The sequence below is a fragment of the Adlercreutzia muris genome, from assembly GCF_008831045.1.
Lineage (GTDB): Bacteria > Actinomycetota > Coriobacteriia > Coriobacteriales > Eggerthellaceae > Adlercreutzia > Adlercreutzia muris.
Window position 1 is genome coordinate 1 of sequence record NZ_WAJS01000047.1, and the last position, 11,578, is coordinate 11,578.

The 11,578-nt window shown below is 66.1% G+C and carries 13 protein-coding genes and 1 other RNA gene; 1 reads left to right on the plus strand and 13 read right to left on the minus strand.

Annotation, left to right across the window (positions count from 1 at the left end):
* The 6 genes from F8D48_RS11815 to F8D48_RS10685 all read right to left on the minus strand — a co-directional run.
* On the minus strand, nucleotides 1-221 hold a 221-nt coding region (locus F8D48_RS11815; RefSeq protein ID WP_205717387.1), incomplete at its 3' end, for a hypothetical protein.
* A 192-nt stretch (nucleotides 222-413) separates the two neighbouring features.
* Entirely contained in the window at nucleotides 414-1,268 is an 855-nt protein-coding gene (gene thiD / locus F8D48_RS10665) for a bifunctional hydroxymethylpyrimidine kinase/phosphomethylpyrimidine kinase (RefSeq protein WP_151431942.1), read from the minus strand.
* A gap of 6 nt (nucleotides 1,269-1,274) precedes the next feature.
* Nucleotides 1,275-1,871: a cysteine hydrolase family protein gene (locus F8D48_RS10670; protein ID WP_151431944.1), complete on the minus strand. Its 597-nt coding sequence runs from the start codon at nucleotides 1,869-1,871 to the stop codon at nucleotides 1,275-1,277.
* Nucleotides 1,872-1,937: 66 nt separating this feature from the next.
* Nucleotides 1,938-2,588, minus strand: a complete 651-nt coding sequence (thiE, locus tag F8D48_RS10675) for a thiamine phosphate synthase (RefSeq protein WP_151431946.1) — start codon at nucleotides 2,586-2,588, stop codon at nucleotides 1,938-1,940.
* 161 nt (nucleotides 2,589-2,749) lie between these two features.
* The gene (thiC, locus tag F8D48_RS10680; RefSeq protein WP_151431949.1) at nucleotides 2,750-4,120 is read right to left on the minus strand and encodes a phosphomethylpyrimidine synthase ThiC; all 1,371 of its coding nucleotides are present in this window, start codon (nucleotides 4,118-4,120) and stop codon (nucleotides 2,750-2,752) included.
* Between the two features lie 154 nt (nucleotides 4,121-4,274).
* Nucleotides 4,275-4,901: a thiamine diphosphokinase gene (locus F8D48_RS10685; protein WP_151431951.1), complete on the minus strand. Its 627-nt coding sequence runs from the start codon at nucleotides 4,899-4,901 to the stop codon at nucleotides 4,275-4,277.
* A gap of 48 nt (nucleotides 4,902-4,949) precedes the next feature.
* On the opposite strand from F8D48_RS10685, the gene rnpB reads away from it, so the two are divergent.
* Nucleotides 4,950-5,320, plus strand: an RNA gene (rnpB, locus tag F8D48_RS10690) — RNase P RNA component class A.
* A gap of 287 nt (nucleotides 5,321-5,607) precedes the next feature.
* On the opposite strand, the gene F8D48_RS10695 is transcribed toward rnpB, so the two are convergent.
* The 7 genes from F8D48_RS10695 to F8D48_RS10725 form a co-directional block, all read right to left on the minus strand.
* On the minus strand, nucleotides 5,608-6,429 hold the full coding sequence (locus F8D48_RS10695; RefSeq protein WP_135971169.1) for a DivIVA domain-containing protein: 822 nt from the start codon (nucleotides 6,427-6,429) through the stop codon (nucleotides 5,608-5,610).
* A 57-nt stretch (nucleotides 6,430-6,486) separates the two neighbouring features.
* Entirely contained in the window at nucleotides 6,487-6,744 is a 258-nt protein-coding gene (locus F8D48_RS10700) for a YggT family protein (protein WP_135971168.1), read from the minus strand.
* 63 nt (nucleotides 6,745-6,807) lie between these two features.
* Entirely contained in the window at nucleotides 6,808-7,632 is an 825-nt protein-coding gene (locus F8D48_RS10705; RefSeq protein ID WP_151431953.1) for a cell division protein SepF, read from the minus strand.
* 115 nt (nucleotides 7,633-7,747) lie between these two features.
* On the minus strand, nucleotides 7,748-8,440 hold the full coding sequence (locus F8D48_RS10710) for a YggS family pyridoxal phosphate-dependent enzyme (protein WP_151431955.1): 693 nt from the start codon (nucleotides 8,438-8,440) through the stop codon (nucleotides 7,748-7,750).
* 5 nt (nucleotides 8,441-8,445) lie between these two features.
* Nucleotides 8,446-9,273 carry a purine nucleoside phosphorylase YfiH/LACC1 family protein gene (locus F8D48_RS10715; protein WP_151431957.1) on the minus strand — a complete coding sequence of 276 codons (828 nt, stop codon included), beginning with the start codon at nucleotides 9,271-9,273 and terminating at the stop codon, nucleotides 8,446-8,448.
* Nucleotides 9,274-9,288: 15 nt separating this feature from the next.
* Nucleotides 9,289-10,410 (minus strand): cell division protein FtsZ, encoded by a 1,122-nt coding sequence (gene ftsZ, locus F8D48_RS10720; protein ID WP_151431959.1) that lies wholly within the window; start codon nucleotides 10,408-10,410, stop codon nucleotides 9,289-9,291.
* Nucleotides 10,411-10,616: 206 nt separating this feature from the next.
* On the minus strand, nucleotides 10,617-11,578 hold a 962-nt coding region (locus tag F8D48_RS10725), incomplete at its 5' end, for a cell division protein FtsQ/DivIB (protein WP_338073126.1).

The window sequence follows — 11,578 nt, forward strand, 5'->3', positions numbered from 1 at the left end:
CTCAAGTACGTGGCCGACAGCGAGTGGGGATCGAGGAGGTACCTGGACGTGTCGCTGCTGGGCGAGTGATCATGCCGACGGCTGACCGCCGGCTGCTGGAATTTGCGCAAGAGTCTGGACAGTACCAGCCGCTTCTCTCCTTCATGGTTCCTCCTTCTCTCCCCGAACCCGCCTCTCGGGTTCGCCAGATACCTTAGGCCCGTCCTTTCCTTCATTGCCACACGGGCCTTACACTGTAAAGTTAGCAGTGCAATGCGCATCATAACGACTTTACTTTACATTGTAAAGAGGTTAGGGGAAACAAAAGACCCCGATAAGCCGGGGCCTTGGCCGATGTCATGGGAAAGCCGGCGGAAGGGCCGGGCGAAAAAGCCGCGGGGCCTTCCGGGCACCCGGGGACGATGGACGCGAGCCTAGCAGGGCACCGGGCCGTAGCGCCACATGTGGTTCAGAGGACCGCTGCCACGCCCCAGATCGAGCCCGTCCGCCAGGGCACCGGCCACGTAGGCCTTGGCCTCGCGCACGGCCACATCGACGGCGAAGCCCTGGGCCAGGTTGCAGGCGATGGCCGAGGAAAGGGAGCAGCCCGTGCCGTGGGTGTTGCAGGTCTCGATGCGCGGCCCGCGCAGCCAAACGTGCTCGCCATGGGCCAGACGCAGATAATCGTCGGCCGCATCGGGCTCGCCCACCCCGTGACCTCCCTTGATCATGATGGCGGGGACGGGCGCGTCGCTGTCGACGAAGTCGGGTGCCGTTTGCTGGGCCGCCACGATGCGGTCGGCGATAAGGCGGGCGGCCCGTTCCACGTCGGCGGCGCAGGAGATGGCCATGCCGGCGAGCACTTCGGCCTCGGGAATATTCGGCGTAACGATCGCGGCCACGGGGAACAGCTCGGCCACCAGCGCGTCCACCGCCGCATCAGCGATGAGCGCCGAGCCCGAGGTGGCCACCATGACCGGGTCCACCACGATGTTGGCGGCACCGTGCCGGCGCAGCCCATCGGCAATGGCGCGGACAATGGCCGGCGACGAGACCATGCCGATCTTCACCGCATCGGGGCGGATATCCTCGAACACGGCGTCGATCTGCGCGCCTACGAAGGCGGGATCCACATCGAGCACGCCGGCCACACCCGTGGTATTTTGGGCCGTGAGCGCCGTGATGACGCTCTCGCCGAAGAGCCGGTGAGCGACGATGGTCTTCAGATCGGCTTGGATGCCCGCGCCTCCGCTGGAATCGGAGCCGGCGATGGTGAGAACTGCCTTCATAGGGGCCTACCCTTCGATGAACTTTACGGCCTCATCGGTATCGATGATCTTCGCAGCGTAGCACACCTTCATATATTCGATGCCCTCTTCCTGGTTTCCCACGAGGAAGGTTGCCGTCGCGTCATCCACCACGATGATATTGAAATTGTTGAAGTAGGCATCGGCCACGGTGTGCTTCACGCAGATGTTCGTGTCCATGCCGCAGCAGATGAGCGTGTCCACGCCCAGCTCGTTCAGCAGCAGAAGTAGCCCCGTTTGGAAGAACCCGCTGTAGCGGCGCTTCTCCACCACGTAGTCGGTCGGCTGCGGGTCCAAAAGCGGAGACGTTTGGGCCTGGGGCGTGCCGGCGATGCCGTGGTTGCCCCACAGCGCCAGCTCACGGTCGATACCGGGCAGGTGCGCGTCGTTGGAGAAGATGACGGGCATGCCGACAGCGCGGGCAGCGGTCGTAAGCTTCGCCGTCTGGCGTATCGGGGGCAGCAGCAGCGCCTCCAAAGGCGTGCCCGTGGGGTCGCCCAACTCGTCGATGACGAGCAGGGCGCACTTCGCGCGGTCGATGGCGTCCAGGTTCACCAGATCGTTGTTGTTCTCGTCTCCCAGCATGTTGGTCTTCCTCTCTCGATGGCGGCCGCAACGCGGCCCGGCCAGAGTTTGCAGGCGGCCCCACCCTTAACGGGGCAGCACTTCATCCATGATACGGGAAAGCTCGCGGGTCGCCGCCGCTATATCGTCGGCGGCGAAGATGGCGCTCACCACGGCGGCGCCGTCCACGTTCAGGTCGGCCAGAAGTGGCAGCGTGTCGCCGCTGATGCCGCCGATGGCCACGATGGGGATATCCACCGCCGCGGCAATGGCGCGGAACTCCTCGGGTGCGAGCACGCCAGCCTCGGGCTTGGTGGCCGTACCGCGCACGCCGCCCACTCCCAGATAGTCGGCGCCGGCGGCCTCGGCAGCGCGGGCCTGCTCTACCGTCTGGGTGCTCACGCCCACGATGGCATCGGGACCGAGCAGCGCCCGGGCCCGCTCGCAGGCCATGTCGTCTTGGCCCACGTGCACCCCGTCGGCGCCGACCGCGAGTGCACACTCTACATCGTCGTTCACCACGAAGGGAACCCCGGCCGCCCGGCACAGGGCCAAAAGCTCGGCGGCCTCGGCAGCAAGCGCGTCGGGCGCGGCATGCTTGTCGCGCAGCTGCACGAAGGTGGCTCCTCCCGCGAGGGCCTCTTCCACGCACGAGGCCAGGGTACGCTCCCCCAGCCACGCATTGTCGGTCACCGCGTATAGGCGCAACGCGGCCTTCAGGTTTTTCTTGTCGAACATGTTCTTACCTCCCGGGTTGAACCCATGTCAGCGAGGGTCCGATAGGTGCCTGGAATTGCCCCGCCTTCGCACCAAGTTGGCTTCGGCCAACGCCGCGTGCGAAACAAGGGGCAAGGCCAGGTGCCTATCGGAGCCACAGCGTCGGCTTAATTCGTTGTCCGTCAGGACAACGAAACAGTGAGTCCGTCCATGATGTCGTTGACCGTTTTCATGGCGCACATCTTTCCGCACATGGTGCAGGTACCTTCGGTAGAGGGCGGGGCGCTCTCGAAGACGGCGCGGGCGCGGGCCGGATCCAGAGCCAGATCGAACATCTCATCCCAGGCCACGCGGCGGCGGGCATCGCTCATGCGGTTGTCACGGTCGCGCGCGCCGGGCACGCCCTTGGCGATGTCGGCGGCGTGGGCGGCGATCTTCGTGGCCACCAATCCCTCGCGCACATCGGCCACATCGGGCAGGCGCAGGTGCTCGGCCGGAGTCACATAGCACAAAAAGTCGGCGCCCGCGGTAGCCGCAACGGCTCCGCCGATGGCGGCCGTAATGTGGTCGTAGCCGGGGGCGATGTCGCACACGAGCGGCCCCAGCACGTAGAAGGGGGCGTCGTGGCACAGGCGCTTCTGCAGCTTCATATTGGCGGCGATCTCGTCGAGGGCCATATGTCCCGGGCCCTCCACCATCACCTGCACGCCGGCATCCCAAGCGCGACGCGTGAGCTTGCCCAGCTCGATGAGCTCGGCGATCTGCGCCGCATCGGTGGCGTCGTAGCCGCTGCCGGGACGCATGGCATCGCCCAGCGAGATGGTCACGTCGTGCTCGTGCAGGATGGCCAGTACCTCGTCGTAGTACTCGTAGAAGGGGTTCTCGCGCCCCGTGGTCTCCATCCAGGCGAAGATGAGGGAGCCACCGCGGGAAACGATGTTGGTCAAGCGGCCCGTCTCCTTGAACGACTCGATAACCCGGCGATTCATGCCCGCGTGGATGGTGACGAAATCCACGCCGTCTTCCGCATGGGCCCGCACCACTTCCAAAAAGTCCTCGGGCGTGATGGCGATGAGGGCCTTTTCCAGATAGCCGATGGCATCGTACATGGGCACCGTGCCGATCATGGCCGACGACTGCTCGATAAGCTTCGTGCGGAAGGCGCGCGTCTTGCCGGAGTTTGATAGATCCATGATGGCATCGGCCCCCAGTTCCAGGGCCACGGCCACCTTCTCCCATTCCGTCGCCTCGTCGGCCAAGTCGCCAGAGATACCGAGGTTCACGTTCACCTTGGTAGTCAGCGGCACGCCGTCCAAGGTGGAGCCCACGCCGCCCGGTATCAGGCTCGCATGGTGGATGTTGGCGGGAATGGCGATGCGGCCGGCGGCCACGGCAGCGCGGATGGCCTCGGGCTCGCGCCCCTCGGCGGCGGCCACGGCGGCCATCTGGGGCGTGACGATGCCGGCACGGGCATAATCGATCTGGGTGACGGGTGCGGCAGCGGCCGGGGCTGAGACGGCGGCAGATACGGACGTTGTGCGATCTTCGATCATAAAACTCCCTTCGTTGGCATTACCCACAGCAGGTTCGGCGGGTCGAGGCGTATGCGGCGCCTCCTCTCAGCCTGCCCGGCCGCCCATGCGGCTGCAAGCTCCCCAGGTATGCGGTTGTCAGATCAGTATAGGGAACCCTGCGGCGATGAGGAGCCTACAGGGGCAGGAACACGGCCAAGGTGCCGCTTTCGACGGAGATACGGGCGGCCGTGCCCACGAGTTCGTTGGATAGGCCCCAGCTCGTGCGATTGGTGAGCGTAGCGCCGTCGAGTCCGTATTTCAGTCCCTCCTCCACGACGCCCGTGGACGCATCGGTGAGCGAGAAGACCGACACGATGCCCCCATCGGCCGCCTCGATCAGCAGCTCACCCGGCCCTACCAGCAGTGCGATGCGCTCGCGCTCCCCCACGGCCACCACGTCCAGTCCGCGCTCGGCGAACGAGGCCAGAAGCGACAGATTCGCGAGCGTGTGATCGAGCCGGCCGCCGAGGGCCCCGTAGACCACCGCGGCCGCAGCCCCGCGGGCCACGGCTTCTTCCAGGGCCAGCTCCATGTCCGAAGCGTCCTTTTCGGGAGGAAACCTGCGCACGGGCACGCCTTCGGGCACATAGCTCAGCGAGTCGAAGTCGCCCAGAGCCAAATCGGGCACGCGCCCGAGGGCCTCCAGGGATGCGAAGCCGCCATCCACGGCGATCACACAGTCGAACGCGCCCTCCCTGTCCCAGGCGACAAAATGGGCGCCGTTGAAATCCGAGGCGCCGACAAGAGCGTAGGTGGTCACGAAAGTCCCTTCTGGCAAGTTCCGTCCTTTCTGCTACAATACCACAGGCGAGCGGGCCAGACGGCCGCGTGCCCTTCGGGGTGCGAGGAAAGTCCGGGCTCCGCAGGGCAAGATGCCAGCTAACAGCTGGGCGGGGCGACCCGACGGAAAGTGCCACAGAAAAGAAGACTCCCCCGCATGAAACGTGTCGCCTGCGCGGCACGCACGAAACGGGAGAAAAGCTGAAACGGTGCGGTAAGAGCGCACCAGCGCGCTGGCAACAGCGCGGCTTGGTAAACCCCATCTGGAGCAAGCGCAAATAGGAGCGCCATACGGTGGCCCGCCGTGCGCTCGGGTTGCGTGCTAGAGGCGCGAGGCGACTCACGTTCGAGATAAATGGCCGTCCCCGACAGAACCCGGCTTATAGGCCCGCTCGTTTTCCTCCCATTATCCCCAGTCCCGCAGTCGCTCTATGCGCAGAACGCAGGCGAATGGGGCAAGTTTTCGCCGTTTTCCAACACCTGTGGCGAAGAGGAGCGGGCTTCACCGCACAAATTGCCCGTCCGACCATGCGTCCAGGCATCTCCATGGCCTCGATGGCGTCATCGCGGGCAGTGCGATGTTGGAAAACGGCGAAAACTTGCCACAGAGGGAGAATCTCGACGCACCAAAAAGGAAAAGGCCCCGAAGGGCCTTTTCTCTTTCTCTGACAAGGGATTGCGGCAGGTTAGTCGATTTCCTCGAACTCGAAGTCGTCGGCGTCGCCGAAGCCGGAGAGATCCTTCTCATAGGCCGAGGCAACCGGCGTGGCGGCGGCCACGGCCATGCCGGCAGCAGCCGGAGCCGCGGGGGCAGCCGGAGTCACGTAGGACGAAGGGGCCACGTACTCGTCGATCTCGAAGGTTCCCGTCATGCCGGAGGCCACATCGTAATCGCCGTCGCCGGCCGCGGCAGCAGCCGCGGGCACGTTGGCACCGATGTCGGCCAGCTTACGGGAGGCATCGGAGATGATGTCCTTCAGCAGGTCGGCGTACTCCTCGCGGGCATCCTCGCGATCGTCCTGGAGCTTGCGAATAGCGTCGATGACGTCCTGGCGATCGGTGTTGGCACGATCGATGATGCGCTGAGCCTCATCGCGGGCGTCCTGGATGGTCTCGGTGGCGTTCGCGTTGGCCTTGGCAAGGATCTCGTCAGCGGAGCGCTGGGCGATGATGAGGGCCTGGGCGATAGCGTTGTCGTCGGCGCGCTTGTCGTTGAGCTGACGCTCCAAGTCGGCAATGATGGCGTCCTTCTGGGCGAGCTGGGCATCGAACTCGGCGGTGTCAACCGAGGAGACGGTCTCGGCAATGGCCACCGTGGCGGAGGCCGGAGCGTCGAAGCCGCTGAAGCGATCCTCCTCCAACTGCGCCTGCAGGTGGGCGATGGTGTCGTTCAGCACGTCGATCTCGTCGGCCACGTGCTCGAGGAAGACATCGACCTCGTCAACGTCGTAGCCCTTGCGATCGATGGAGAAGCTCTGATTGTGGATGTCAGAAGCGGTGATAGCCATGAATGTTACCCTAGCCCTTCTCGTTCCCGTTGTTGTCTGTATGCCGGTCGTCTGACTTTAGAAGAGCACTACCAGCAAGCGTACCCCGAATTGTAATACAAGCAAGGCGATGATGGGAGTTACGTCCACCATACCTCCAAGGGGCGGAATCAATTTCCTGAACAAATTCAGGTACGGGTCGCACAGTTTCCCGAGGGCCCGGTAGATGTCGCCGATAATGCCCGTCTGCGTATTCGGAAGCCACGACATCATCACATAGACGAAGATGATCATGGAGTACGCATCCGCCAGACGGACGAGGAGAGAGGTTAGCATGGGGAAAGCTCCTTAGAACGCTTCGCGGCCCCGGCGTTGCCGGGCCGTTTCGGAAGGGACGGCCTAGACGAGACCTTGGCTGCGCAGGTACGAGCGCTCGGCCTCGGACAGCTCGTTCACGCGGGTGAGGGCGAACACCTTGTTGCCCACGCACTCGACGTTGGCATCGAGGGCGCTGGCCACGCCGAAGGAGAAGTCGAGAATGCGCTTGGAGAGAGCGTCGGGCGTGCCCACCAGGCAGAGTACCACGGCGTCGCCGAGCTTAAGGGCCGTGGAGACCGCCTCGGCATCGTTGTAGGCCGCGGGCTTGATGACCTTGAGGGTGCGGGAAGGCACCGTGCGGGAACCAGAGAAGGCGCTGGCCCCCGTGAAGCTGTTGCGGGCGGCCGGACGCTCCTCGCTCGGCGCTGGAGCCGTGGGCTCAAACAGCGAGTTGAGCCCTTCGGAGCGGGCCTGATGGGCCGCCGAGGCCGCAGCGGAGGCGGCAGCGGTGCCCTCGGGGGTCATCTGGGGCGGCAGCGAGGAATCCACCATGGTGCGGAAGGAACTGGAGCCGACAGAGCGGCGCGAGCTGACGGCGTTATCGTCGGGCAGGGACGGCACCTGGGTACGGGCCCGCACATCGTCGATGGACACGAGGCGCGGCATGGTGGAACGGCCTGCGGAGCGCGTCCCGGGCTCGCGGGTGGTCACCGAGTCGTAGCGGTCGAAGGAGCTGCGGGACGAGGTGCGGGTATAGCTCTCGTCGTAGCCGTACTCGCCGTAGTCCTCCCCCGCGTCGTCGTATTCCTCGTAATCGTCGTAGTACTCCTCATAGTCGTCCTTGCGACCGAAACCCAGTTTCGACTTGATATCGCCGAACATGCGCTTGCCGTCGTTCAGGTCCATGGGGCCTCCTGCTTCGTTTCCGCGGCGACCCGCAGTCGCCCTTGCTCGTATAAGGTCTCAGGGACGCAAGGGAGCGCCCTGCTGTAAGCCATCCACCATCATAGCAGGTTCGCTACTACTCCTCGAAAGAATCGCTAAAGATAGCACGGCCAACGCGCACCATGGTGGCGCCGCAGGCGATGGCGCAGGGCCAATCCTCGCTCATGCCCATGGATAGCTCGGTGAAGGCCCCCGCTTCCGCGTCGTCCAGGGAGGAGCGAATCTCCCCTGCCAGGACCGCAAGCCCCCGGAAGGCGGCCTCGGCAGCGGCGGGGTCGCCCTGGGGCGCCATGGTCATCAGGCCGCGCACCCGCAGATGGGGCAGCGCCGCCAGCGCCCGCACAAGCATGAGCGCCTCCTGGGGGGCGACGCCGCTCTTGGAGGCCTCCCCCGAGACATTCACCTCCACCAGCACGTCCTGCACCGTGCCGAGGCGTGCGGCCGCCTCGTTGATCTTCTGCCCATGGCGCAGGGTGTGAAGCGAGTGGATGAGAGCGGCCGCCCCCACGATATCGGGAATGCGCCGCGACTGGATGTTGCCGATGAAATGCCAGCGCACCTCGGGGAACTGGGCGGCCCGGGCCACCAGCTGATCGGGGCGGTTCTCCCCGAAGTCCCGGGCGCCGGCCTCCATGGCGGCAGCCACGCCCTCGGGGCCAACGGTCTTCGACACGGCGATGAGGCGCACATCGGACGGCTCGCGCCCGCACTGCTCGCATACCGCGGCCACCTCGGCGGCGACGCGGCGGTACTGGTCTTCCACGCTCACGGGAATCACCTTTCCAATCGACAGGCCAGGGCTCCATGGCGGCCGCAGCGGCCGCCCGAGGCCCGGTAGGAGAAGTACTGCTCGGAATGGCACTGGGTGCACATGCCGGCCTCGGCCACGCGGGCCCCATCGATACCGATGGCGGCGAGATCGGCCCGGATGGCAGCGGCCATGGACACATGGCGGCCGTCAGGTCCCATGCAGACGGGACCGAAGGCGTCGCGGAACCGGGCGGCCACGTCATCGCCCACCTCGAAGCAGCAGGGGCCGATATGGGGCCCGATGTACACGTTGACCTCGGAGGCATCCGCCGAGGCGGTCGCGGCGAGATCGACAACGGCCGCGCTGGCAATGCGGCCGACGCACCCGCGCCAGCCCCCATGGGCCACGGCGAAGGAGCCGTCGGGAGCCACGGCGATGATCGGCGTGCAGTCGGCAAAGCAGAGCAGGGCCAGGGTGTCGGGCACGGTGACAAGGAAGCCGTCGGCCCCCTCGGCCGCTGCGGCCCGGGCGGCCTCGCGGGCAGCGGCGCCCGCTTCGCGCACGGAGACGATGCGGGTGCCGTGAACCTGGTTGGCGGTCACGACCGCATCGGGGCCGACGCTGAGGGCCCGGGCGGCGCGGGCCACGTTTTCAGCCACGGCCGCGGGGTCGTCGCCCACATGGCCGCCGAGGTTCAAGGAGCCGTAGCACCCCTCGCTCACCCCGCCTGCACGGCCCGTAAAAGCAATGCGCACGCCCGTGAGGCGGGCGAGCGCATTGTCGGTGAGCACCGGGATGGCACCCAGATTCATGTTTTCGAGCCGCGGCAGCGGCAGGCTCGTCTGCGCCATGGCGAAGACGGCGGCCTAGCGCTGGCGCTTCAGGAAGTCGGGGATGTAGTCCTCGTCAGCGAAGCGGTTCGCCGGAGCCGGGGCGCTGAAGGTGACCGGGGCCTGCTGAGCCGGCTGGGGAGCCGGGGGCTCGGTGGGGGCAAACAGGTCCTTGCGAGAGAAGTCCATGGACGACTGGGCCGCACCCACCTTGAAGCCGGTGGCGATGACCGTGATGCGCACAGCATCACGGAGCTCCTCGTCGATAATCTGGCCGTAGATGATGTTGGCGTTGTCGTCGGCGCAGGCCTCCACCGTGCGAGCCGCCTCGGACACCTCGGTCAGGGTGAGGTCGGGGCCGCCAGCGATGGAGAACAGCACGCGGGAGGCGCCGGCGATGGAGGACTCGAGCAGGCTGGAAGAGGTAGCCTGCTGGGCAGCATCCAGAGCGCGATTCTCGCCCGTGGAGATGCCGATGCCCATCATGGCCGTACCCGCATCCTTCATAACCGTGCGAATGTCGGCGAAGTCGAGGTTGATGAGGCCGGGGATGGTGATGAGATCGGTGACGCCCTGGATGCCCTGGCGCAAGGTGTCGTCGCAGATGCGGAAGGCATCGATCATGGACGTCTTCTTATCGACGATCTCAAGCAGGCGATCGTTGGGAATCACGATGAGGGTGTCGACCTTCTGGGAGAGCAGGTCGATGCCCTGGTCGGCCTGGTTGCGACGGAGGCGGCCCTCGAAGGAGAAGGGCTTGGTGACGACGCCCACGGTAAGGGCACCGATCTCCTCGCGGGCGATCTCGGCCACGATGGGGGCCGCGCCCGTACCGGTGCCGCCGCCCTCGCCGGCGGTGACGAAGACCATATCGGCCTCGGCCAGAGCCTCGCGGATCTCCGCCCGGCTCTCCTCGGCGGCCTGGCAGCCCACCTGGGGGTTCGCGCCGGCCCCGAGGCCGCGCGTCAGCTCTTCGCCGATGTGGATGGTCTTGTCGGCATCGGACATGAGCAGGGCCTGACGGTCGGTATTGACCGCGATGAACTCGACGCCGCGCACACCGGCCTCCACCATGCGGTTCACCGCATTGGTGCCGCCGCCGCCAACGCCGACGACCTTGATGACCGCCAGATGCTCTCCGCCAGGGATATTCGCCATTGTTGTTTCCTCCACACTAGCTGCGTTTCAATGCTGCGTTTCAATCGTTCTTCGCGCACCGCGGACGGCACGCCCGTAAGGCCGTTCTTCCGAACGGCTTTTATGTGGGGATATTGTACACGATGAGATGCCCTTTGCAACGATGGGCGCGGCTAAAGGATTGCCCACGTCCATGAATACGACAGAACAGCCCGCGAAGGACGCCCCTACACGGCTCGCCAGGTGGGGCGGTCGACAACGCGGACGTTGATGTAGGCCACCGTGCCCGGGTGCTCGGCCATGATGGTCAGGCAGATGCGCTCCTTGTCGCGGATGTCCTCGGCGGTGCCGAAGGCAATCTCGATGCCGTTGTCGAGGGTGAGCAGGGTAGAGGCCGCATCGGTGGCCGACACGGTCTTGACCTGCTCGGCCAGCTCAGTGGACAGGCCGTCGAGGATGGCCAGGGCGTTGCTCACATTCCCGTCGGTGCAGTAGGTGCCCACCTCGGGCGTGAGGCCGAAGGGCACGTCCTTGATGTGCAGCACGGCATCGGCGTCCTCGAAGATCTGGGGGCTGATGGATTGGCCCAGCTCCGAATCGCGGGCGGGGATCTCCATGAGCCACATGCCGTCGGAGGCAATGGCCCACATCTGGGTGGTCTTGGCGTTGTCGGCCGCCACGTCCACCACGGCGGCGATCTTGCGCTCGGTAACGGCAATTTCCAGGGTATTCGGGAAGAGGCGGCTCACGCGCACGCTCTCCACCCAGGCATCGCGCACCACGCTGTCCTCGATGGCGCCGGTGTCCACGTTGAGCAGGGTGGTGCCCTGGGGCACGGCGGCCAAGATGGCCATCTCCTCGTTGGTGAGGTGGTCGGCGCCGGTCACCTTCACAGATTCGATGGTAAAGGTCGGCGAGAAGTACAGGCAGCCGTAGGTGCCCCCAAGGAGCACGGCGGCCACTATGAGGGCCACGACGATGCGGAAGCCGCGGGAGCGTTTCGGTCGGGCGATGGTGCGAGGCGTGCCGCCTCGCCGGGCACTCCCCCGGCCCTGGTCCAGGTCGCCTAGACGCACGGAGCTCACCGAGGCGCGGCCCGAGTGTGACGGGCGGGAGCCGCCGCGGGGCGCCGGCGACGAGGCGGCGCGGCCGGCCCGGGCAGGGCGTGCCGGGCGGGACGCGGCCCGCG